Source organism: Chitinophaga sp. 30R24, from assembly GCF_049056765.1.
In the GTDB taxonomy this organism is placed as follows: domain Bacteria; phylum Bacteroidota; class Bacteroidia; order Chitinophagales; family Chitinophagaceae; genus Chitinophaga.
Window position 1 is genome coordinate 495,255 of record NZ_JBJGXX010000001.1, and the last position, 25,676, is coordinate 520,930.

Consider the following 25,676-nt stretch of genomic DNA (forward strand, 5'->3'; position numbering starts at 1 on the left):
AAGAAACCCGGCATTTGCGCCCCCGCATATGGTAATTATCCTATTTTTGCCCCTGGTTTATCAGATTGTTAAAAGTACCAGGAATGAAGACGTTCAACCGCTTACTTAAATTTGCCACTCCTTTACATCATTATATTCCGGAATATATAATATACACTTTCATTGGCATTCTCTTTGGCATGGTTAATTTTGCCATGCTCATTCCATTGCTATCCGTCATCTTTAACCAGGTAGGCGAAATGCCGCCAGTGCTACCACACCCTCCCTTTTCCCTGTCTGTCAACTATTTCATAGACCTGTTCAATTACTATTTCTACCATTTTATCCGGAGCAGCGGTTCCAAACAAAGCGCCTTGTATTTCGTTTGCGCTGTTATCGGGGTTTGTATCACTATTGCCAATTTTGGCCGCTACATGAGTGCCCGCGTAATGGTTCGCCTTAAAATGACCATGCTCTCACGGCTACGGACCCGGCTGTATGAACAGTTTACCTTGCAATCCCTCAGTTTCTACAACCAGCAGAAAAAAGGAGACCTTCTTTCCACCATGACCAACGATGTGCAGGAAATTGAAAGCAACGTGGTAAACGCCATGCAGATATTAATGCGGGATCCTTTTATCATCCTGGGATACTTTAGCGCCCTATTTTACCTGTCTGTAAAACTCACCTTGTTCACCATTATTTTCTTTCCTGTATCAGGCCTACTGATCTCTTACGTTTCCAAAAAATTAAAACAGAAAAGCTGGTCCAGCCAGGAATTACTAGGCAAAATCCTGAATGTAACAGAAGAAACCCTCAGTGGCATAAGGATCATACAATCATTCACTGCCGAACGGTTTATGCGTAAAAAGTTTGGTGAAGTAGACCATCACTTTCTAAAAGTAACCCGTTCTATTTACAACCAGCGCGAACTGGCATCTCCCATTTCAGAGATACTCGGTGTAATCGTTATCGTTATACTGGTTATATACGGAGGCTCCTTAGTACTTAATGGCAGCGAACTGCTAACAGGCGCTACTTTCATGACCTACCTGGTGTTCTACTCACAGATCATGCAACCGGCCAAAAACATCTCTACCGCTATTACCACTATGCAAAAAGGTATTGTGGCCAGTGAAAGAATCTTTAACGTATTGGATGCAGCCGTGAACATCCAGGAAAAAACAGATGCCCAAAGCATCAAGAAGTTCAATCACCAGATTGAATACGATAATGTGTCTTTTAAATACGAACAGCAATATGTACTGAAAGATATCCAACTGACCGTAAAAAAAGGCCAGATGATTGCTCTCGTAGGCCGCAGCGGCGCCGGAAAATCTACTATGGCCGATATACTGCCCCGCTTCTATGACGTAGACAAAGGTACTGTTCGTATAGACGGTAACGATATACGCCATCTCCAATTGCACGACCTCCGCAGCTTGATTGGCATGGTATCACAGGAAGCCATCCTCTTTAATGATACCGTATTCAATAACATCGCCTTTGGGCAACCTAACGCCGACAGAATAGCCATTATAGCAGCAGCTAAAATGTCCAATGCGCATGAGTTTATCGAAAAACTGGAAAATGGTTACGACACTTATATTGGCGACCGTGGGCTGAAACTCAGTGGCGGACAGCGTCAACGCCTTACCATTGCCAGAGCGATCTTTAAAAATCCTCCTATCCTAATATTGGACGAAGCCACTTCTGCATTGGATACAGCATCTGAAAAACTGGTACAGGATGCGCTGGATAAATTAATGAAGAACCGTACCACTATTGTAATTGCACATCGCCTAAGCACGATACAATATGCCCATGAAATTATTGTGATGGACCAGGGAACTATTAAAGAACGCGGTACACATGAACAATTGCTACAACAAAATGGCATCTACCAAAAACTGGTAGAAATGCAGGAATTTAAATAATGGAATCCTAACTAAAAAAAGCACACGATTTTTTCAAAAAGTACGTAGTAGCATATAACGGCCTTCTACTGCAGTGTTTCCGCTATGTTAAGTAACGTTAAAATAACAGGAATGGGTATATTTTTTGTTATACTTGTTCTCTGATAATGCCAACGCCAGCTCTTTGCAGCACTTATTTCTTAACATTTTAACATAGCGAACGTCTATGATTTCTATCGTAATTCCTGTATTAAATGAAGGTGCTACCATACGCCAGGTTATCAAAACCATTAAAAAAACTTCCCGGAAAATTGAGATCATCGTAGTGGATGATAACTCCACTGACAATACAGTGGAAGAAGCCATGAAAGAACAAGTGAGGGTGATTACCAGCAGCCAGCGCGGAAAAGGTATTTCTATGCGGGAAGGCATGATGGCTGCTAAATATGATATTATTGCTTATGTAGATGGAGACATACTCACTTATCCCGACAATATTGTTGAGCTACTTACACTTCCTATCGAAAAAGACGAAGCAGACTTCGTCAAGTCCTATTTCCAAAGGCAAGCGGGCAGGGTCACCCAATTGGTGGCCAAACCGCTGCTGAGCATTCTTTATCCGGATCTGGCCCACTATCAGCAGCCACTTAGCGGCATGATTGCCGCACGCAAGTCATTTTTGGCCAAGGTACATTTCGAAAATGATTACGGAGTAGATATAGGCTTACTGATAGATATGCACCTGTTAGGCGCCCGCATCACGGAAGCTAATATCGGCAAGGTAGAAAATGCCATGCAAACCTGGGAACAGTTGAGTAAAATGTCGAGGGAAGTATCACGCACCATTTTACGCAAAGCGGAAAACATTCCGCAAGAAAACCTGGAAACACTTGGCAACATCAACCTGATAAGAGAACAGATGGAATATGCCATCCTGGAATCTATTGATAAATTACAGAAGATGGTCATCTTCAACCTGGACCATGCGGTATTTACTCAGCCCTACCTGCAATGGGCAGCTATGGCCTTTAACCGGGAAGAGGCACTGCAAAAAATACGGGACGCGAACCACGATGAAATGACCACCATGCAACTAAGTGCTACGCTCTTTGAAGGCCGCAATATCGCAGAATTACTGGAAGTAGCAGATGCTATTCCGTTAGTACCTGGTATCCGTGAAATAGTGCGTGAGCTCAGGAAGAGGGGCTATGCCTGCGGACTTATTACAGATGGCTATAGTACAGTGGCACAGCATATTAAAAACAAGCTGGGAATGGATTTCGCTTTTGCCAACAAACTACAGCTCGTTCATAGCGTGTCAACAGGCGATTTCTCTATAGCCGACTACTTTATGAGCAGCAACAAGTATGGTAAATACAGTAAAAGCCATGTATTCCCCTATATTGCGCAGCAATACCAGATTAATACACAAAATATTATTTATGTAGGCGACGGGCAACACGATCAGCGATTACTAATAGAAGCTGGTGTAGGGGTTGCTTTTTGCCCGTTGTACCGGGGAGAGGCTATAGAAAAGATCGCAGACAAAATCATCAGCGGACTTTCACTGGCGCCTTTGTTGGATATTGCCCAGGCCAGTCCTAAAAAGTTTAAACTACCCCCTATCAGTAAAAAGCAGGCCCGTAATATTGGAGTAGGAAGTTTGGTAGGGCTTGCAGGTGCGGGGCTACTCTATTTCGCCATGCGCCAGTTGCGCAATAAGAACAAAACAACCACTAGTTAGCTATCAAAAGAAAGGCACAGCGGAAATACCGCTGTGCCTTTTCTTTGGCTTCTTGCCTACCCGGATAGTTACTTCCAGGCCTGTATACATTTACGCCTGCTGCGCTTATTTACTTTTTGCCAATTTGGCTTCAATGCTTAAGGTAGCATGAGGAACAGCTCTGAGGCGTGCCTTATCTATGAGTTTACCGGTTACACGGCAAATACCATAGGTTTTGTTTTCGATACGCACCATTGCTTTTTCCAGGTGATCAATGAACTGGATCTGACGACTAGCCATCTGGTTGAGTTGTTCTCTTTCCTGAGAGCCGCTGCCATCTTCCATGCTCATGTATTTATTTTCAGTGTCATCCGTACCGGCTTCGTCTTTACGGGTGATTAAACCTTGCAGATAGATGAGTTCTTTCTTAGCTGATTCCAGTTTTTTCTGGATCAGTTCTCTGAATTCCTGCAGGTCAGTATCACTATACCTATAAACAGGTCCGGTGGGCTGGGCGGGTTGGTCCAGCACAGACTTGGTGAATTCGGGCTGATAAGTTACCAAAGTAGCTTTTCCGCCTTTCTTCTCGGTTTTTTCGGGTTTTTCAGATTTTTCTGATTTTTCCGCCTTAACTGATTTTTCAGCCTTAACAACAGGCTTTTCAGCTGCTACTTTTTTGGATTCTTTCTCCTTAGCAGCTTCTACCTTAGTATCTGCTTTCTTTACTGCCATCGTTTTAAGTTCTTTTTCTTCTGACTTAGAAATAAATGGTTTCTCTTTTTCAGCGGAAACACTTTTCGTAACCACTTGCTGCTTTACAGCAGGCTCTTTTTTAACGGTCGATTTTGCAGGTACAGCAACGTTCTTGACGGATAATGTTTTACTGTTTTTTATAACTGACTCCTTTTTTACTGCTGTTGGCGCGGGAGCGACTTTAGCAGTAGTTTTAGCTACCACGGCTTTTCCGGCTGCTGGTTTAAGGGCTGCTTTGGGAGCTGCTTTTGCGGGGGCTACCTTGGGGGCTGCCTTTTTAGGAGCAGGCGCAGCTTTTTTAACCGGAACAGTCTGGGCAGCTTTCTGTGCTATAAGTGTCTTTGATAAAGTCTTTTTAGCCGGAGCTGCCTTTTGAATTGTTTTACTAGCAACCTTCTTTTTTGTTGCCATGGGGGATTAGCTTTTTTTGTTAACTAATACATTAAATGTAAGGTCGTTTACCTCTATTTCTGTACCATCATGTAATTGCTCCACTAATTCCAGGCTATCTGCCAAAATTTCCGTGCAAATATAATCATTATAGTTAATAATGGCAGACTTGAGGGCTTCCACACTTTCTATCTTCACGTTAATTCTATCTGTTAAAGCAAAGTCGCTATCTTTCCGGATTTTTTGGATACGGTTCACCAGCTCCCTGGCGTTTCCTTCATCTTGCAATTGTGGTGTAATAGTAATATCAAGCGCTACCGTCAAAGCGCCTTTATTAGCCACTGTCCATCCTGGAATATCTTCAGAAATAACCTCAACATCAGAGAGTTGTATTTGCAACTGCTCTTCGTCCACAACCAGATTAAAGTGTCCGTCTTGTTCTATGGTGGCAATATCTGCTTCTGTAAACCCGCCGATAGCGGCAGCTACAGCTTTCATCTTTGCTCCCATTTTGCCACCCAGCGACTTGAAGTTTGGCTTAATCTTTTTCTTGATAAAACCAGCCGTTTCCGTAAGATAATCAATCCCTTTGACATTTACTTCACTTTTTATCAAATCGGCCACCTTTTCAATCTGCTCTTTCATCCGGTTGTTAGTTACCGGAATCAGGATCTTTTGCAACGGTTGACGTACTTTAATGTTCACCTTTTTACGCAAGGATAATACCAAGGAGGAAATATCCTGGGCCAGTTGCATTCTTTCTTCCAGATCAGCATCTATAGCAGCCTCATTCACCACTGGAAAATCAGTATGGTGGATAGACTCAGCCTTATTGCGTCCACTTACCCGGTTGAGGTTGTTAAATAACCAATCGGTGAAAAATGGGGAAACCGGGGCCATCAATTGTGTAATTTTTTCCAAACATTCATATAAAGTCTGGTAAGCACTAATCTTATCATGCTCGTACTCTCCTTTCCAGAACCGGCGACGGCATAAACGAACGTACCAGTTGCTCAACTGCTCATCCACAAAACGCTCCACAGCCCTACCTGCCTGGGTAGGCTCATAATCATCGAAACTGCTGGTAACATCTTTAACCAGCGTGTTCAGCACAGAAATGATCCAACGGTCAATTTCAGGGCGTTCTTCCAATGGAATATAGGCCTCCTGGAAAGTGAAATTGTCCAGGTTGGCATACATCGCAAAGAAATTATAGGTGTTGTACAAGGTGCCAAACAGCTTACGTTGCGCTTCGCCTATACCTTTTACATCAAATTTTAAGCTGTCCCATGGAGAAGCATTGGTAATGAGATACCATCTGGTGGCGTCTGCTCCGTAAGCAGCAATTGTTTCGAACGGATTTACCACATTACCCAGGCGCTTACTCATTTTATTACCGTTGCTATCCAATACTAATCCATTGGAAACCACGTTCTTATAAGCCACTTTATCGAAAAGCATTACTCCCAGCACATGCAGGGTATAAAACCAGCCACGGGTTTGATCTACACCTTCTGCAATAAAATCAGCCGGGAAAGCCTCTCCTTTGTCTATCAGGTCCTTGTTCTCAAACGGATAGTGCCATTGTGCATAAGGCATGGCGCCACTATCAAACCATACGTCTACCAGATCCGGCTCACGGCGCATAGGCTTGCCAGACTCACTTACCAGAATAATATCATCTACATAAGGTTTATGCAGGTCCAGGATACCTTCATGCAGGTAAGATTTATTCACATCACCACCCAGCACCTCGCTCGCCTTACGGATTTCTGCATTCAGCTCTTCAATACCGCCGATACATTTTTCTTCCGCACCGTCTTCCGTCCGCCAAATTGGCAAAGGCGTACCCCAGTAACGACTACGGCTGAGGTTCCAATCCACCATATTTTCCAACCAGTTGCCAAAACGGCCTGTGCCGGTAAATGCAGGTTTCCAGTTGATGGTTTTATTGAGCTCCACCATCCTGTCTTTCATCGCAGTAGTTTTGATGAACCAGGCATCCAGCGGATAATATAATACCGGTTTATCGGTACGCCAGCAATGTGGATAGGTATGTTCGTATTTTTCTACCTTAAAGGCCCTGTTCTCTTTCTTCAGTTTCACGGCAATATCCACGTCTACATCCTTATATTCAGGATCATCTTTGTAGTTCTTTACGAATCTGCCGGAAAACTCGCCTACATTATCGGTAAATTTACCTTCCCGGTCTACCAGGGTTAAGATACCGATACCATTCTTTTTACCTACCCGGTTATCATCTGCACCAAAGGCCGGCGCCGTATGTACGATACCGGTACCATCTTCAGTAGTAACAAAATCGCCCAGGATAACGCGGAACGGATCACCTTCTTCTGGCTGTGCATAAGGTAATAACTGCTCGTAGCGGATGTTTTCCAACTGGCTGCCTTTAAAACTGGCAAGTATTTTCCAGGGGATCACCTTATCTCCTTCTTTATACGCATCAAAATCAGCGTTTTCCCCTTCTGCCTTGAAATATTTACCCAGCAACACTTTTGCCATTACTACATTCACCGGCAAATGGGTATATTGATTAAATGTTTTCACCAATACATATTCAATATTGGCGCCTACAGTAAGCCCCAGATTGGAAGGCAATGTCCATGGAGTAGTGGTCCAGGCCAGGAAAAATACGTCTGTTGAACCAGCAGCGTCAAACAGGAACTGTGAAAGGTCTGTTTGTACCGCCTTAAACATGGCTACAATCGTAGTGTCTTTTACGTTCTTATAAGTACCTGGCTGGTTTAATTCTGCAGAACTAAGGCCGGTACCCGCAGCCGGTGAATAGGGCTGTATACTAACGCTTTTATATAATAAACCTTTCTTGTAGAGCGTTTGTAACGCCCACCATAAGGTTTCGATATAATTATTTTCAAATGTGATATAAGGATTCTTCAAGTCTACCCAGTAACCCATTTGACGGGTAAGGTCGTCCCACTTATCCTTATATTTCAGTACTTCTGTTCGGCAGGTTTCATTGTAATCAGCAATGGAGATCTTGGTACCAATGTCTTTTTTGGTGATGCCCAATGTTTTTTCTACGCCCAGTTCTACCGGCAGGCCGTGTGTATCCCATCCACCTTTACGTTTTACCTGGAACCCGCGCATGGTTTTATAACGGCATACCAGATCTTTCAGGGTACGTGAAATGACGTGGTGAATGCCCGGCAAACCGTTGGCACTCGGGGGACCTTCGTAAAACACGAAAGGGGTGGCGCCATCGCGTACGGCTACACTTTTTTCAAAAGCCTGATGCTCCTCCCAGTGTTGGAGTATATCTTTCTCTATCTGAGGTAAATTCAACTGGTTATATTCCTGATATTTGCTGGACATAAAACAATTCCCCGCCCTTTGATGTTATTTAGACAATAATTGATTAAAATTGTGCGAAGTTACGAAAATACGCTGGCTCCTAAAGGGACAAGTTTGGTAAAAACAGCGCTTTTTTCATATTTCTTATTGTTTTTTTCTTACTTTACAATAAAGAAATATAAATTTGTGTTTTTGGCACTGTTTTAGCTTTTAGCCAGGAAGAATTAGAAAAACCTAGTATTTAATTTAACCCAACGGAAAAACCATATCGAATATGAAAAAGTTGACGTTAATTTTTTGCGCGGTTCTATTCACTTCCGGCATAACTTTTGCACAGCAAAAAAAATCAATTAAAAAAACACAACCTACAGTAACAAAACAGGTGCAAGCACCTGAAGCTGTCAGAAGTTCTTTTGATCAGAATTTTGCAGGAACAACAGCTGCTAAGTGGACCAAGACAAGTGCAGGATATTGGACAGCAAGCTTCCAGAAAGATAATATCAATACAATCGCTGAGTATGATGCAGCTGGCAAATGGATTGCCACAAGAAGTGAGTATAGCGCTCAAACATTACCGGAATCAGTAGCTGGAACACTGAAAACAAAATATCCGGAAGCCACTATAAAAGATGGATGGAAAATTGAGCGGTCTGATGTAGCTGCATACTACAAAGTAACTATTCAGGATAACGGTACGGAAAAATCAGTGCTAGTGAATGAAGCTGGTACCATCACTGAATAACATAACACACGTATTTCATAGGTATAGGGATAAATAGGACAGACCCTGCTCTTTTGGGCGGGGTTTTTTAATGCCTTAAACATGATAGATGTGTTGCATTTAATTTACATCATATATACAAATTGTGGAATTTTAATACTTTTATTTGTTATAACACATTTTTATATATTAGTTTGATGATTCATTTACCGCCAAAAGCCATAATCATCAACAACCGGTTACGAAACCTTATTCCAATAACTTCACCCTAAAACTAAAAAGTCGTCCGCAGATGCGAACGACTTAATAAAATTTGGTTAGAAACTTTTCTGACAATGCATTTCATTCAATGGTGTTTGATATCCATGCAAGTGTTATAATGGCTTTACTTACTTTTTGCCAGTTGAGCTTCTTCCCATGGTCAAATCTGATAAGGAAGCTTATTGGAAACGCAAATAGATATTTGCCTATCGTGATACAAAGAAACACCCTTTATTTATTTTCCACTTTTCAATTCGGGAAAACTATTGATCGAAAAAGGAAAATAACCGGTCACCTTCACAAGTAGTTGCTTTGTAATTTGATACATATTATTATATGAAAATATACTCACAAACGCACCGGTAAACCTAAAAATTACCTTAACAGTAACTCACAGGGTTTCAGGCCAGTATGTTTTTTGAAAGCGGTAGAGAAGTGGGAAATGCAGGAATACCCCATTAGTATAGCCACTTCGGAAACAGACATTCCTTTTTCATAGAGCAGCCCCTTAGCCTTTTCCATCCTTTCTTTCTGGAAATAATCATAGATAGTAGTACCATACATGGCTTTGAAACCCTTTTTCAGGTAACATTCGTTCATCGCCACTCTGCGGGCCAGATCGCGGATGGTAATAGGAGAATCCAGCTGTTCTAGAAGAATGCTCCGGGCATTTTCTATCTTTTCACGGTCTTCCAGATGGGTAAGGAAACGGCAGCCATAACGCTCGTCGGTGTCGTTTTGCATGAACTGATCAGAACTGTATAACAGCAGGTCCAGCGCACGGCTTTGCAGGAATATGTTTTTAAGGATGCCTTCATAATCGTGATGCACCATGGTTTCCAACACAGACTTGGATTTAGTACAAGGTTGGATGGTTTTCACGAAAGGCTTACGGGATTGATTTTCGAACAGGGAAAAAGTGGTTGTACCTTTCTGCAGCGACTGGATAAATGCAGGCTGGAACCTAACCGTGATCAGGTCTACAGAAGGCACCTTATCTTTACAGGCCTCCTTATTGCCTTCAGCGCAAAGCTGATCTGTACAGGAAGGGCTCTTACAGTACTTACTGCCCGCTACGCAGTAGCGAAGCTCTATGGCTGCCGACTGGCCTCTTTTGGCCGGTTGGTAAATTACCATTGCTACATCTTCTACCGGCAACGGTTTTTCGTATACAAAACGCTGCAAAGAAAAATCAAGACAATCGGGTACTGATACAGTATCCTGCTCCGCCAACCGAAGCTGGTCGCTCATCGCGGGTTGCGGAATGGCTAACGACAATATTTCCTGTATTTCTTTCACTTTACCTGTTTTTAAAAGCCTCTCTGTTATAGAATTCACAAATTTAGCGATTCATTTTTTATACAAACAGGTTTTGACAATATAGTTACAAAGCATTCCTAACATATAGCTTTTTTTTGCCTACGGGGAAATAGGCCTAAAACATCCTGGTACAAATTTCGTTTATGCTATAGAGATGGTAAAAAAAGGGTTCAATATTCGGCAATTTTTTAAGATCGTATCAGTCACTTTGGGGATACTAATCCTACTCATAGTGGGTACTGGCCTGTATCTTAACCACCATTGGAATAAACTATTGAAAAGGGAACTGCAGGGATACGTTTGCGACCTGTCCGACAGTCTTTATACAGTAAAATTCCAGGATCTCCGGCTAAACGTACTTGCTGGCAGCGTTACCCTGGAAAAGGCGAGTATGGTGGTAGATACTGCCGTATACCACCGGTTACTGGCGCAGCAAAAAGCCCCTTCTAACCTCTATACCATTGCGTTAGACCGCTTAGAGATTAAATATTTTAAACCCTGGCAGCTGTTCAGAGGGAAAAACCTGCAGATGGGTTTCCTAAAGGTAAGCGGCTCAAATATCATTATGGAGCAAAATGCTACCGTAATTGATACCAGTTTGCCACAAACAGCCTATCAACACATTTCTTCCAAACTGAAATCAATTTTTATCGGGCACCTGCTGCTGGACAGCACCAATTTTAAATATATTTTTACCCACAAAGACTCCTCACGGGTTATACACCAATTCCATCGCCTCAACATAAGGGTAAATAATTTTCTAATCGACTCCCTGTCGATAAATGACCCTAGTCGTTTTTTGTATGCCCGCAATTATGAATTGAGCATGAAAGATTACGTAATCCGGACCCGGGACAGCCTATATTGGGTCAATATAAAAGACATCCGGTACGATGCCGCCCTGCACACCTTTCATATTGGACAATTTCAAGTACAACCCCGGTACAGCAGGCCTGATTTTCAGCAGAAAACGGGGATACAAAAAGACTTATATGAAGTGCAATTTAACAACATCAGTATCCGTGACCTGAACCCACGGTTACTGCTGCAGCAACAACAAATATGGGCACAACGGGTAGATATCCGGAGCGGAAAAATACAAATATATCGTAACCGCATGCTGCCAATGCCACCAGGCAATAAGTTAGGGCAGTATCCCCATCAGCTGTTACAACAACTGAATATCCCCATTAATATAGATACCCTTGCCGGCAGTAATGTGGATCTAGCCTATACTGAACTGAACCCGGAAACAGAACAAACCGGCACAGTCAGGTTCAGTCATATACACGGCCTTTTCAATAATATTACGAACATAGACAGTATGATAGCCCAAAAGGGGCATACGACGGTTAACTGTGATGCCATTTTTATGCAAAGCGGAAAACTCACTGCCCATTTCGACTTTAGCCTGAACGACAAATCCGGCAAATTTGCCGTTTCCGGACAATTAAAGAATATGAACGGCAAGGATCTGAACGTAGTTACCCAGCCGCTGGGAAAAATAGAAATCCGCTCCTGCAACATCCAGGACCTCACCTTTAATATAAAGGGCGACGAATGGAAGGCCAGTGGAAAAGTAAAAATGTTGTATCAAAACCTCCGGATTGCCATACTCAAACAAGATAGCAAGCACAAAGAATTTACCCGCAAGGGATTCATCAGCTTGGTAGCTAATACAATGATAATCAATAGTTCTAATCCTCTAAAAGGTGAAAAAGCACGTATTGCCAACGTCACCTACGAACGCGACATCCAAAAATCGTTTTTCAACCTGGTATGGAAAACTTTATTTGAAGGAGTAAAAGACATTGCCGGCGCAAGGGCATTATAGCCCCTTGGAAATACCCTATCCATACCTCTTAAAAACCAGCTTTCTTTTGTGGAAATAAGGCTTATTTTTCGTATTTTTGCGTGATTGTCTACCGATTTTATTTCTAATAGATTTTACACCAACATATGAGCGAAGAATTAGTGCAAGCACCCAGCCCCAGCAGCAATGGATATGATGCGGGGAGTATTCAGATATTGGAAGGTCTGGAAGCTGTTCGTAAGCGTCCGGCCATGTATATCGGCGATATTGGCGTCAAAGGGCTACACCATCTGGTATATGAGGTGGTAGATAACTCTATCGATGAGGCACTGGCCGGGTACTGCAAAAATATTGAAGTAACCATCCTGGAAGACAACTCCATCCGTGTAAAGGATGATGGCCGTGGTATTCCTACCGGCATCATTCCTAAGGAAGGACGTTCTGCACTGGAGGTAGTCATGACAGTACTTCACGCAGGTGGTAAATTTGACAAAAATACCTATAAGGTATCCGGCGGTTTGCACGGGGTGGGCGTAAGTTGCGTAAACGCACTGAGCGACCGGTTGTATGTAACTGTAGAACGGGAAGGAAAACTGTTTGAACAGGAGTACCATCGTGGTGTTCCACAGTATGCCGTAAGAGAAATCGGAAACAGTGCAGTTACAGGTACCACGGTTCACTTTAAACCTGATGGTGAAATTTTCAAGGAAACTACCTATAACCGGGAGATCCTGGCTGGCCGTTTACGTGAACTGGCCTACTTGAACCGCAAAATCAAGATCACGTTATCAGATGAACGTGAAAAAGATGAAGCAGGCAACATCTTCATGGAAACTTTTTACAGTGAAGGCGGTATCCGGGAATTTATCCAGATGCTGGACAAAAACGGGCGCCGTAATCCGCTGTTACCCAACCCAATTTATGTAGAAACACATGATCCCGCTTCCAATGTAGCTGTGGAAGTGGCTTTGGTTTACAACGACGCATTCAGCGAGAACATTTTCTCCTATGTAAATAATATCAACACCATTGAAGGAGGTACACACGTAGCTGGTTTCCGCCGTGCTATTACCCGTGTATTTAAATCTTATGGTGATAAGAATAAACTGTTTGAAAAATCAAAGGTAGAAGTTACCGGAGATGACTTCCGCGAAGGATTGAGCGCTATTATCAGCGTAAAAGTACCAGAGCCCCAGTTTGAAGGGCAAACTAAAACCAAACTCGGTAACTCAGATGTTATGGGCGTGGTAGACAGTTCTGTAGCCGCCGTACTGGATGCTTACCTGGAAGAAAATCCCCGCGAAGCTAAAACAGTGATCAATAAGGTAGTACTGGCAGCACAGGCCCGCGAAGCGGCCCGTAAAGCCCGTCAACTGGTACAACGCAAGAGCGTAATGACCGGCAGCGGCTTACCTGGTAAACTGGCCGACTGCTCTGATAATGATCCTACAAAATGTGAACTGTACCTGGTAGAAGGAGACTCCGCAGGTGGTACCGCCAAACAAGGCCGTAACCGTAACTTTCAGGCGATCCTTCCGTTGCGCGGTAAGATCCTGAACGTGGAAAAAGCCATGGAGCATAAGATCTATGAAGATAACGAGATCAAAAATATCTTCACCGCACTGGGGGTAACTATCGGTACAGAAGAAGATGACAAAGCACTCAACCTCTCCAAACTACGCTACCATAAGCTGATTATTATGACGGATGCGGACGTGGATGGTAGCCATATCGCCACCCTGATCCTCACCTTCATTTTCCGTTACATGAAAGCGATGGTAGAACAAGGTTATGTATACATTGCACAACCACCATTATACCTGGTGAAAAAAGGTAAAGAACAGATCTATGCCTGGACTGAAGAACAACGCAAAGAAGCTACCACCAAACTGGCAGCCGGCGGAAAGGAAGACAGCGTAACCATCCAGCGTTATAAAGGTTTGGGAGAAATGAACGCAGAACAACTGTGGGATACTACCATGAACCCTGAATTCCGTACACTGAAACAGGTAACCATAGAAAGCGCCGCAGAAGCAGACCGCGTATTCAGCATGCTAATGGGCGATGAAGTACCTCCACGCAGGGCCTTCATTGAATCGCATGCGAAGTATGCCAAAATTGATGCTTAATTACGTATATACGTTGAAGTTATATTCAAAAAAGGAGGTACCAGATCTGGTACCTCCTTTTTTGTTAGTGCTTATGATCAATATACTTTTTAGTCTTCTTTAGAAAGCATATAGTTCGCCAATATCTGAAAGAGAAAAACACCGATCAGCATAATGGTGAGGAATATATTAAAAGGATCACCATACATAAAGGCCCAAATCACGCCTAGTAAGCCGATAGCTGCCAAACTGCCTACATACCATCTCACTATTCTCCGGCTCTTCCGCCCCCTGGCCACATACAATGCGGAAGAGGGCAGGAGCATAACGGCTGCCGCTATACACAAAGCCAGCAAACCCGCTATACCGGTGATCCACCAGGTAATGCCTGCCAATAAAGCGACGCTTAACAATATACCCACAGCGTTGGATACCTGTACCTGTTCTGCGCTGAGGGCATATCTGCCATAGGGGTTTAAGCGCAGGAACAAGTTACTGACTGGCACTATTAACCAGGTAGATACAGCCAGTAGTGCCAAAAGCACATACACCGGAAAATATACCCTGCTGGCAATCTGCGTTAACACAAAAACGGCAATAATGATGATCCATTGGGTCATTGCCTTTTGCCGGCCCATAAAAAAAGCATAGTTGAGGAACTGACGATACAACCAATATTTTGCTTTCATTGCCTGTACCATACCGTTCCTGGCCCAGTCGTTATTGGGATCTAATTTCAGCGCTTCCCGGAAATGTTCCAGGGCTTTGCGGTGCTCGCCCGTTTCCAGCCATTTCCACCCTAAATTAGCGTGGGTATAGGCATTTTCCGGATTATGTTCCAGAGCTTCATGCAAGTGGGAAAAAGCGGCTTCCTTTTTACCCAGGTTAAACAGGGCATTAGAACGCAGATTCAAACAAAATTCATCTTCCGGATTAATAGCCAGTCCTTCTTCCGTTTTTTGCAGTGCGCCCGCATAATCTTTTTTAAACAGCAGTATCTGTGCCCAGGTGCCAAAATAGTCTGATTGCTGCGGATTAATGGCCACCGCACCGGCAATGGCGTTGATGGCGTCATTATACTGCTTGCGCAGGAAGAAGATCTTTGACTGCAGGTACAGAAAACGGTCGTCGTAAGGGGCCAAGCCAATGGTATTGGCTACCACCTCCGATGCTTCTTCTATACTGTTGGTTTCCAGATAACAGATAGCCAGCAGAAAAAGGGCATCTGTATCATGTGCGTATTGGCTTAAATGCTGACGAAGTGCAGTAAAGGCATCCTCATAACGGCCTTGGTGGATAAGTATCCGGGCACGCTGAAGTAATACAGCCATAGTTTATTTCTTAATTTCCAGGTATTTCAAAACATCATCATAAAGCCCCGTTTCATTGGAGTACAGCGCATAGTTACGGGCTGTATTAAACCATTCTTTGGTAGTTGGTTTATGTGTTTTTGCGGCTTTCAATAATTCTTTTTGTGTAATAGGTTGCGGTGTTCCTTTTTGCAGCGCTTCCAGCAATTTTTCTTCTGTAGCCATATCTATCACCGCTTTAAGATCGGCGCCGGAAAAACCGGCTGTGGCTTTGGCCAGGGCATTATAATTAACATCTGCCACAGGCTTGTTGCGTAGCTGTAGTTGCAATATTTCTTCCCTGCCAGTTGCATCTGGTGGCGCCACAAAAATAATCCGGTCGAAACGGCCGGGGCGGCGGAACGCAGGGTCCAGGCTCCAGGGAGCATTAGTGGCGCCCATAATAAGGATATTCTCATTATTGGTGGCAATACCATCCATTTCTGCCAGGAACTGATTAATAATATGTGCGGCACCGGAATTACGGAGCGAATTACGGTTAGCGCCCAGGGCATCTACTTCATCGAAGAAGAGCACGCAAGGCCTGCTCTGGCGGGCCATCTCGAAGAGGCTATGCAGGTTTTTCTCACTGGCGCCTACCCACATATCCAACACATCCTGGATGCCTACATTGATGAATTCTGCTTGTATTTGTCCGGCTGTAGCTTTGGCGAGGTAAGTTTTGCCGCAACCCGGAGGGCCATATAACAAAATACCGCCACCTGCTTTTTTATCATAAGCTTTATACAGATCCGGAAATTGTAAGGGCTTGATGATCTTCAGGTCAATTTCCTGTTTTTCTCTTTCCATACCACCCACATCCGAAAAATTAATATCCGGCTTTTCCAACAGAAACAAGTTTTCCGTTTCGGCTTCCTCTTCATCCATATTGTAAGAAGGGGTTGGCTGCTGTTGGGCAACACGAAAAAGGCTATCGAGCGCCTCATCGCGGAAGCCTGAATTCAATTGTAATAAGTGCTGATATATTTCTTTCGCAAGGGAAAGGGATTGTTCCTTTACCAGAATGCGGCAATGCAGTAATAAAGCATCAAAATGATCTGGCTCCCGGTGTTCCAACTGTTCCAATACTACAATGGCAGCCGAATATTTTTGCTGATAATAAAAGGTACGGGCCAATCCTAGTTGGGCAGCAGTGTGATTGGCTGATAGTTCCAATACTTTCCGGTATTGCTCTTCTGCTGCTATATATTCATAATCCTGCAACAGTACTTGTGCCAGGTGCATACGTAAAGGCACATTCTCTGGTGAAAACTGCACCGCTTCCTGTAACTGCTTTATTACTTCCGATGACATAATGTGCTTTTAATTTGTTCAGTAACCCCGTAATAATACGTAATTCAGGTACAAAAGAATTGTTAATTATAGTATTTCAATCCTCCGGGTTGTTGAATAGTCCAATAGGCAGGCAGTAATGCACTGGCCCAAGTAATCTTGTTTTGCTAAAAGCAATAAATTAGTAATTTATCAATGTACATTATATTTAATTTGTAATTAAATATATATATTGCATTCATATTATCCCTATGCCAAGAGACCTAACCAGTATCCTATGTTAAACTAGAATTATTGCTGGCCGCCACCATAGCGGCCGGCACTGGTTATTCTTCAACAAAAATGGCATACTACAAAAATACTTTACTATGCGTATCAAATTATTATTGGTAGCCATTATCGCTGCAATGGGCCTGGGCGCCTGTAATGCCACAAAAAATGACGTTAAAACTATCAGCACCTTTTCTTTTAAACTAGACACGGTGACGTATCATGCTAATGCCACAGAAGCATATATTACAGATACTGTTTATACCGGACAGAAAACCCTGGTATTGGATGGGGTAACCAACAACTTCAATTATCATATGGAGTTAATGATCACTTTTCCAGACTCCATTCGTACCGGCACCTTTGAAGATGCGGAAATGTCGCTCATGAGCATTCAGCAAAAAGAACCTGGCTATGTGGGCAAGCATCTCAAAGTAAATATCACAGGCATCAATAGTAAATATGCAGAGGGAACATTCTCTGGTATAGTAACAAATGGTGAGATTGAAAAACCTTTAACGGACGGAACTTTCAAAGTTGAAATTTATTAAAAGCACCATTCAGATGCTATTCAAAGCACCCTGCCTTTAAAGGCAGGGTTTTTTACGTATATACGTTAAGGTTACATTATATTATTTATTGTTTACATTAAAGTAATACAAATATTGTAAGCCATTTTTTTATTATTATTAACATTAAAGTAAAATAACTCCCCTAAAAACGATACTATTTTAACCCTAAAAACGTCGAAATACACTTTTTAAGCTTACTTTATGCCCTCCTTAACAATTCCGTAATGATCTGTTAACATTCTGGTTGCTTTAGACCACTTCCTTTGCACCCGTAAATACTTACACACAGTTTATGAAATCATTCTTTTCGCTATTAATTAGCTTTCTCGTAATCATTTTTTACAACAACGCGCAGGCGCAAGTAACCACCGCTGTTGTATCGGGTAAAGTATCCGATAAAACCGGCCAGGCTGTTCCTGGTGTAACGGTAGTAGTAGTAAATAATGGCACCGGAGCAAAATCTGGTACGCAAACCAACACCGACGGACGTTATATTATCCCCAACCTCAACCCCGGCGGCAACTACACCATCACCGTATCTTTTGTAGGGTATAAAAAAGAAACCAAATCCGATGTAAATCTCGGTCTGGGTACTACTAACTTTAACTTTAAACTGGAAGAAGAATCCACTGCATTGAGTGAAGTGGTAATCACCGGTAACCAGGGTGGCGGTAAAGCCGGCGGTACCAGGGTAGGTCAGGAACAAATCAAAACTATTCCGTCCCTGAGCCGTAGCCTGCAAGATTTAACCAAGATTACTCCGCAAAGCAACAATAACTCCTTCCTGGGTACTAACTACCGTTACAACAACGTAACCGTAGATGGTGCAATCAACAACGATGCGATCGGCTTCAGCCCTTCCCTCGGTGGTCAAAGCAACTCCAGCGGTCAGCCTGGTAGCAGCACCCGTACCAATCCGATCTCTGTTGATGCGATCCAGGACATCCAGGTATTACTCGCTCCATATGATGTAAAAGTGGGTAACTTCCTCGGCGGTAGTATCAACGCAGTAACTCGCAGCGGTAGCAACGAAGTACACGGTTCTATCTATGGTTTTGGCCGTAATGCTTCTCTCGTTGGTAAAAACAATGCTGGTGACGGTTCTAAACTGCCTAGCGATTTCCATGAATACCAAACCGGCGTTCGCTTAGGTTTCCCTATCATCAAAAACAAATTATTCTTCTTCACAAATGAAGAAATCACCCGTCGTGTAGACCCGGTAATCCTTGCCGCTGGTTCTGCTGATAATGGTGGTATCTTATCAGAAAAAGATGCAGCCGACATTACTGCTGTAATGAAAAGCTATGGCGTAGATCCCGGTACTGCCGGCAACACCAGCATCTATTCTAATTCCAACAAATTCTTTAACCGTTTAGACTGGCATATCAACGATAAGCACCAACTGTCTGTACGTAACAACACTATTACCTCCGAAGCTACCAACCTGGAACGCGACCAACAGAACTTCCGTTTCAAAGGCATCGACTTCAAACAGGTAAATAACCAGACTTCTACTGTTGCTGAATTGAAAAGCAACTTTAACAGGTCTTTATCTAACAGCTTAATCCTGGGTTACTCTGATATCCACGATTACAGAGACCCACTGTCTGATCCAGCTGCACCACAGATCCAGATCGCTGGTAGAGCTCCGGGTTCCACTATCTTCCTGGGTACCGACCGTGAAGCCAGTATCTTCAACATGAAACAAAAAACCTTTGAAGTAACTGATAACGTTACCCTGTTCAAAGGCAACCATACCATCACTTTAGGTACACATAACGAGTTCTATAACATTACCTACGGTTTTGTGAACTCTTGGAATGGCCGTTTAGACTATAACAGCATCGAAGATTTCCTCAACAACAACCCTGCACGTGTACGCGGTAACTATAACTACACCAACAACTCCCGCGACTACATCATGGCTAATCCGCCTGCGCAGTTTAAAGTAAACCTGCTCAGCCTGTACGGACAAGATGAAATCCAACTCAGCGATCGCTTCAGGATTACACCTGGTATTCGTTTAGACTACGCTGGTATTCCTAACAAACAACCTTTGAGCGATAAAACCAGTAAAGCACCTGTAGATCCTAACTACGGTACTACTTACACTTATACCAAACCTAAGGATATCAAAAACGACTTCCTGAATAATATGCAGATCTCTCCGCGTATTGGTTTCAACTACGACATCAAAGGCGATAACAGCCTGGTACTGCGTGGTGGAACAGGTTTATTCACCAGCCGTATTCCTTTCGCATGGTTAGGTTATGCTTATTATAATAATGGTGTTACTTACGGTGCTTACGATCAGAAATCAAGCACTCCGTTTGTAAACGCACCACTGCCTGCTGCTAAACCTTCACCTAATGGTATCGCAGACTTTGCAGGCCAGAATGGTGTGAATGTAAAAAATTCTGCCGGTGCTACCCAGGTAGATATGATCGACAACAACTTCAAAATGCCACAAGCATGGAGAAGCAGCCTGGCGCTGGATTATATCACCAAAAACCAATGGAAATTCACTATCGAAGGTATCTATACCAAAGTGATCAAAGATCTGAAATTCCAACAGGTGAACCTGGTAGACAATCCTACTTACTATGCTTACGATGTGAATCACCAACAGCCGATCTACAGCGGTGCTAAGATCAACTCGCTGTTCACCAACGCGTACCTCTTATCTAATACCGATCAAGGTTACCGCTACAGCATCACCGGTCAGATCTCCAAAGTATTCCCATTTGGCCTGAATGCAATGGCTGCGTATACCTACGGACAGTCTAAAGATGTTACCAATGGTATCCGCAACTCTATGGAATCTAACTGGCAGCTGAACCAGGCCCTGAACCCTAACAATCCAGGACTGGCTTACTCTAACTTCGATATCCGTCATCGTATAGTAGCTACCGTTAACTACAAACAAGACTGGGGTTCTAAAGGCAAATGGGTTTCTAACTTCTCTGTGTTCTTTAATACCTCTTCCGGTGTACCATTCACCTATGGTTTCGTAAACGCTACCATCCAAGGTACTCCTCAACAGTTGAGCCTTGTTTACATTCCAAAAGATGTGGCTGAAGCGACTAACTTCTTCACTGATGTTGCTGGTGGACAAACCGCTGCTCAACAGGCTACTGCTTTCATGAACTATGTAAACAGTGATAAATACCTGAGCAGCCGTAAAGGCGACTTCACTCAACGTAATGGTGGCCGTACTCCTTGGAATACACAAGCCGACTTCCGTTTCAGCGAAGACTTCAATTTCAAAGCAGGTAAAAAATTACACACTATCACACTTACTTATGATATCGTGAACCTGACTAACCTGCTGGACAAGAACTGGGGTATCCAGTACTTCTCACCTAACACTTTCAACTCTACAGCGAGTGTTGGTCTGAAACCTACCGGTAAAGTAGTTAACAACTATCCTACTTATACCTTTGCTCAACCAAGCATTCCATATTCAAAAGACTTCTTTGCATCCCGTCATCAAATGCAACTGGGTCTGAGATATAGCTTCTAATCAGACTTGCCAATAAAAAAAGAGGTTGTTCATTGTGAACAACCTCTTTTTATGCCTTAAACTTTATGGTCATTTAATCCCAAATACTGCCCTCACTTCTGCACGGATCTTAATCGTTTTGAAATCAATATCCTCCGTACCATCACCGTTGCCAACAGATCTGGCCGCCATATTAAACATCATTGCCGGACGTACCGCATCACTATAATTATCTGTATTAATTTCCTGGATCTCAATAACACCATCCAACTGGTTGCCAATGGCTCCTAACAGGTATTCTGCTTTTGCTTTTGCTGCCTGCAATGCTTTTATCTTTACTTCTTTGCGGTAAGTTTCCATTTTACTGGAGGTATAAGAAGATATACGGGTATTCTCTATCCCTTCCGCATCCACTGCACCCAGTATATCATTTACTTTATCCAACCGGTTCAATTTGAGGCGGTATTGTTTACGCGCCATAAATTCCTGTGGTTCTTTTTTCTTACGTATGATCTCGAAGTTATTAGCGTATACATTTTCAACAGTAAGATCGCTCTTCGGAATGCCAGCTTCCGCTACTGCTTTCTGCAATTGCCTTTCCAATGTACCAATGTCTACCTTTGTTTTACCTTTCAGATATTCACGTAAAGAAATATCCAGATAAATTTCATCGGGAGTAATTTCCATTTCTGCCGAACCATTCACCTCAATTTTTCTCACAGGTTTCTTATCCTCCTGTTGTGCAAAAGTGCCTAATGCAAATAATAATCCTGCGGCCAATAATATTACCTTTTTCATGTGTGATAGCGTTTTACTATTGTTGAATAATGATGTTTATCTATTTATGTATGCTTTCAGGATGCCTGGATGAAAGATGATTCCATACCGGGATGTTTTAAAATTTTGTTAATGCCGTCAAACACAGCAGACAGGCCCCTTCACGTTACGCGTGAAACGAATGTAATCGATTTAGTTTATGTTACAAGGTGAATTACTTGCGGCTATCGGTCATTGCCTTAAGGAAGTCGTACAGGTCATTCATGTTGCGGATACGGGAAGCCACCAACATAAAGTTTTTGCCAACCTGTTTCAGTTTGGCGTTATTGGTACGGGTTTGTATATACGTTAATATGTGATTAAACGTAGGGGATTCAAAATAGGGGGAATCGGGATTATTAATGAAATAGCAACGCAGGGTTTCTTCTTTCAGCATCATTTTTTCGAAGCCCAGCTGGATGGCCATCCAACGGCAACGGATAGTGGTTAGCAGGTCTTTCACGGGTTCCGGCAATGGACCGAAGCGATCTGCCAGTTCATCAGCAAAGGCTTGCAGCCTGCCTTCTTCCGTGATATTGTCCAATTCCTGATAAAGGTTTAAACGTTCCTGTATACTTTCTACATAGGTATCCGGGATCAATATTTCCAGGTCGGTATCGATTGTACAGTCGCTTACGAAATCTTTTTTCTGCTCTAACTGGTCTTTAAACAACTCGCGGAATTCGTTTTGTTTCAGTTCGCGGATGGCTTCGTCCAATATCTTCTGGTACATATCGAAGCCTATTTCCGCCATGAAACCGCTTTGTTCACCACCCAGCAGGTTACCGGCGCCACGAATATCCAGGTCGCGCATAGCGATCTGGAAACCGCTACCCAATTCACTATGTTGCTCCAGCGTTTGCAAGCGTTTACGGCTGTCGGCAGGGAGGGTGCTCATTGGCGGCGCCAACAGATAACAGAAAGCTTTTTTATTGCTGCGGCCTACGCGCCCGCGCAACTGGTGCAGATCGCTTAATCCGAAATGGTGGGCATTATTGATGATGATGGTATTGGCATTAGGGATATCCACACCACTTTCCACGATATTGGTACATACCAGTACATCGTACTTGCGGTCAATGAAATCCATAATCACTTCCTCCAGCTGATGGCCTTCCATTTGGCCATGAGCAGTAGCAATAGACAGGTCGGGGCAGAGACCCTGTATCAGGCCGGCCATTTCCTGTAATCCTTTTACCCGGTTATGCACAAAATATACCTGCCCGCCTCTTTCAGCCTCAAAGTAGATAGCGTCGCGGATTATGTCCTGGTTAAATACCTGCACTTCTGTTTCAATCGGCTGACGGTTAGGCGGCGGCGTATTGATCACAGAGAGATCACGGGCGCCCATCAGGGAGAACTGTAACGTTCTTGGAATAGGCGTTGCCGTTAGCGTAAGGGTATCTACGTTATGTTTTAAGGATTTGAGCTTTTCTTTGGCAGAAACACCAAATTTCTGTTCTTCATCTACCACGAGCACGCCCAGGTCTTTAAACTTCACCTCTTTACCCAACAAAGCATGCGTACCAATAATAATATCGATTTTTCCTTCCTCAAGGCGTTTCAGCGTGTCTTTTTTATCCTTGGAAGATTTAAACCTGTTGAGATAATCTACTGTACAGGGAAAATCTTTCAGACGATCTGCAAACGTTTTATAGTGCTGGAAAGCGAGAATAGTAGTAGGTACTAATACGGCAGCCTGTTTGCCATCCACTACAGATTTGAAGGCAGCCCGGATAGCTACTTCCGTTTTCCCGAAGCCTACGTCGCCACATACCAGCCTATCCATCGGTGCAGGCGACTCCATATCTCGTTTTACATCTGCAGTAGCCTTGCTCTGATCGGGGGTATCTTCATACAGGAAAGAAGCTTCCAGCTCTGTTTGCAGATAAGTATCGGGGGTATGCGCAAAACCTTGCTGTGCCTTACGGATGGCGTACAGCTGTATCAGGTCTTTGGCAATATCCTTTACCTGCGTTTTGGCTTTTTCCTTGAGCTTATCCCAGGCATCACTGCCCAGTTTATTCACCCTGGGCTCTATCCCTTCTTTACCGGTATATTTGCTGATCTTGTGCAGGGAGTTGATATTTACATACAACAGATCGTTGTTTTTGTAAATAATGCGGATTGCTTCCTGCATTTTACCACCCACTTCAATTTTCTGCAAACCACTGTACATCCCTACGCCATGATCGATATGTGTTACATAATCGCCCGCTTGCAACTCCCGCAAGGTTTTCATGGTAATTGCCTTATTCTTGTTATAGGCTTGTTTTACCTTGTACTTGTGGAAACGCTGGAAGATCTGGTGATCAGTATAACATGCTAATTTCAACGAATGGTCTATAAAACCATTGCTGATGGCCACAGGAATAGGATAGAAGACGAAATCGGCTTTGAGATCTTCGAATATACTCCGCAAACGCTCCAGTTGACGTGGGTTGTCTGAGAAGATAAACAAAGCATATTTACTGCTGTTATGTTTGCCCAGATCTTTGATCAACAGATCAAACTGCCGGTTAAATACCGGTTGCTCCTGGGTATCGAAAGCGATTAATTGTGGCTGGCGGCCATTTTCCGCTAGCCAGTCTTTATTGCCAAAAACGATGGTAGACCTTTGTAGCAACTGTTCCATGAGTGGTGCTGCTTTCACAAAGTCATCCTCTTTCAGCACCATTTCTTCATCTTCATCTACCCGTACTTTTTGCCCGCTTTGCAGGAAATCATCCAGGCGTTGTTCTAGCTGCGCTATTACGCCCGCTACATAGGATGGATCTTTGATCCATACCACGGTATTAGCAGGCAGGAATTCGGCAAGCGGCGTTTTATTACTACGGTCGGCTCCATGGGTATCCATGTTGGCGATCAGCGCTACCTGGGTAAGCTTACGTTCACTCAACTGCGACTCCGGATCAAACAAGCGGATGGAATCTATATCTTCTCCAAATAATTCGATACGGTATGGTTTTTCGTTGCCGAAGGAATAAATGTCGAGAATCCCCCCCCTTACAGCGTACTGTCCGGGCTCATATACAAAATCTGTAGCATGAAATCCCCACTCTACCAATTGTTCCAGGAGGGAATCCACTTTGAGCACATCCCCCACTTTCAATTGCACCATGTTAGCATTGAAAGCCTGGTTACCGGCTACTTTTTCCCACAGGGCTTCCGGGTAGGTAACCAATATCTTTTTCCGGATACTGTCTCCGGAAAATTTCATGAGCGCTTCTGTGCGCAGCATGCTATGGCTGCTGTTGATCTCATGGAACTGACCTATCTTCTTAAAAGAGTCGGGGAAATAGAAAATATCGAGCGCCTGGCTAAGTTGCTCCAGATCATTATGAAAATAGGCTGCCTCCTCTTTATCGTTGAGGATAAAGAGATGATTCGCATCTGCATGTGCCCAGGTGCTTACTGCCACAAAATTTATTGCGCTCCCACTAATGGAAGAAAGCTGAAAGTATTGTGGAGTGGGTGATTGTACCCCCTTCACCAGCAACTGCAAGCGAGCATCACGTTGAAATAATTGTAATACAGCCTGTAAATTCATGAAGAAT

The 25,676-nt window shown here is 43.4% G+C and carries 14 protein-coding genes; 7 read left to right on the plus strand and 7 right to left on the minus strand.

Annotated features, from left to right (window positions below; genetic code table 11):
• Positions 1-83 precede the first annotated feature (83 nt).
• Together ACDQ55_RS02050 and ACDQ55_RS02055 are read left to right on the plus strand one after the other, a co-directional pair.
• Positions 84-1,916 (plus strand): ABC transporter ATP-binding protein, encoded by a 1,833-nt coding sequence (locus ACDQ55_RS02050; protein ID WP_420979380.1) that lies wholly within the window; start codon positions 84-86, stop codon positions 1,914-1,916.
• Between the two features lie 205 nt (positions 1,917-2,121).
• Entirely contained in the window at positions 2,122-3,639 is a 1,518-nt protein-coding gene (locus tag ACDQ55_RS02055; RefSeq protein ID WP_420979381.1) for a glycosyltransferase, read from the plus strand.
• Between the two features lie 105 nt (positions 3,640-3,744).
• Here ACDQ55_RS02055 and ACDQ55_RS02060 read toward each other — a convergent pair whose 3' ends face one another.
• Complete coding sequence (locus tag ACDQ55_RS02060; RefSeq protein ID WP_420979382.1) at positions 3,745-4,782, minus strand: TraR/DksA C4-type zinc finger protein; 1,038 nt, start codon at positions 4,780-4,782, stop codon at positions 3,745-3,747.
• Positions 4,783-4,788: 6 nt separating this feature from the next.
• Positions 4,789-8,115 (minus strand): isoleucine--tRNA ligase, encoded by a 3,327-nt coding sequence (ileS, locus tag ACDQ55_RS02065; RefSeq protein ID WP_420979383.1) that lies wholly within the window; start codon positions 8,113-8,115, stop codon positions 4,789-4,791.
• A gap of 253 nt (positions 8,116-8,368) precedes the next feature.
• Here ileS and ACDQ55_RS02070 point away from each other — a divergent pair, with 253 nt between their 5' ends.
• Positions 8,369-8,836: a PepSY-like domain-containing protein gene (locus tag ACDQ55_RS02070; RefSeq protein ID WP_420979384.1), complete on the plus strand. Its 468-nt coding sequence runs from the start codon at positions 8,369-8,371 to the stop codon at positions 8,834-8,836.
• Positions 8,837-9,451: 615 nt separating this feature from the next.
• On the opposite strand, the gene ACDQ55_RS02075 is transcribed toward ACDQ55_RS02070, so the two are convergent.
• Entirely contained in the window at positions 9,452-10,414 is a 963-nt protein-coding gene (locus ACDQ55_RS02075) for a helix-turn-helix domain-containing protein (RefSeq protein WP_420979385.1), read from the minus strand.
• Positions 10,415-10,628: 214 nt separating this feature from the next.
• Here ACDQ55_RS02075 and ACDQ55_RS02080 point away from each other — a divergent pair, with 214 nt between their 5' ends.
• Complete coding sequence (locus ACDQ55_RS02080; RefSeq protein ID WP_420979386.1) at positions 10,629-12,230, plus strand: hypothetical protein; 1,602 nt, start codon at positions 10,629-10,631, stop codon at positions 12,228-12,230.
• A gap of 125 nt (positions 12,231-12,355) precedes the next feature.
• Complete coding sequence (gene gyrB, locus ACDQ55_RS02085) at positions 12,356-14,338, plus strand: DNA topoisomerase (ATP-hydrolyzing) subunit B (protein ID WP_420979387.1); 1,983 nt, start codon at positions 12,356-12,358, stop codon at positions 14,336-14,338.
• An 89-nt stretch (positions 14,339-14,427) separates the two neighbouring features.
• Here gyrB and ACDQ55_RS02090 read toward each other — a convergent pair whose 3' ends face one another.
• Together ACDQ55_RS02090 and ACDQ55_RS02095 are read right to left on the minus strand one after the other, a co-directional pair.
• Positions 14,428-15,648, minus strand: a complete 1,221-nt coding sequence (locus ACDQ55_RS02090) for a tetratricopeptide repeat protein (RefSeq protein WP_420979388.1) — start codon at positions 15,646-15,648, stop codon at positions 14,428-14,430.
• A gap of 3 nt (positions 15,649-15,651) precedes the next feature.
• The gene (locus tag ACDQ55_RS02095; RefSeq protein WP_420979389.1) at positions 15,652-16,980 is read right to left on the minus strand and encodes an AAA family ATPase; all 1,329 of its coding nucleotides are present in this window, start codon (positions 16,978-16,980) and stop codon (positions 15,652-15,654) included.
• 347 nt (positions 16,981-17,327) lie between these two features.
• Here ACDQ55_RS02095 and ACDQ55_RS02100 point away from each other — a divergent pair, with 347 nt between their 5' ends.
• Both ACDQ55_RS02100 and ACDQ55_RS02105 read left to right on the plus strand, forming a co-directional pair.
• Entirely contained in the window at positions 17,328-17,780 is a 453-nt protein-coding gene (locus ACDQ55_RS02100; protein WP_420979390.1) for a hypothetical protein, read from the plus strand.
• Positions 17,781-18,093: 313 nt separating this feature from the next.
• A complete protein-coding gene (locus ACDQ55_RS02105) occupies positions 18,094-21,324 on the plus strand; it encodes a TonB-dependent receptor (protein WP_420979391.1) in 3,231 nt (1,076 codons plus the stop codon).
• A gap of 69 nt (positions 21,325-21,393) precedes the next feature.
• Here ACDQ55_RS02105 and ACDQ55_RS02110 read toward each other — a convergent pair whose 3' ends face one another.
• Both ACDQ55_RS02110 and mfd read right to left on the minus strand, forming a co-directional pair.
• On the minus strand, positions 21,394-22,101 hold the full coding sequence (locus ACDQ55_RS02110) for an SIMPL domain-containing protein (RefSeq protein ID WP_420979392.1): 708 nt from the start codon (positions 22,099-22,101) through the stop codon (positions 21,394-21,396).
• A 193-nt stretch (positions 22,102-22,294) separates the two neighbouring features.
• Positions 22,295-25,669 carry a transcription-repair coupling factor gene (mfd, locus tag ACDQ55_RS02115; RefSeq protein ID WP_420979393.1) on the minus strand — a complete coding sequence of 1,125 codons (3,375 nt, stop codon included), beginning with the start codon at positions 25,667-25,669 and terminating at the stop codon, positions 22,295-22,297.
• Positions 25,670-25,676 lie beyond the last annotated feature (7 nt).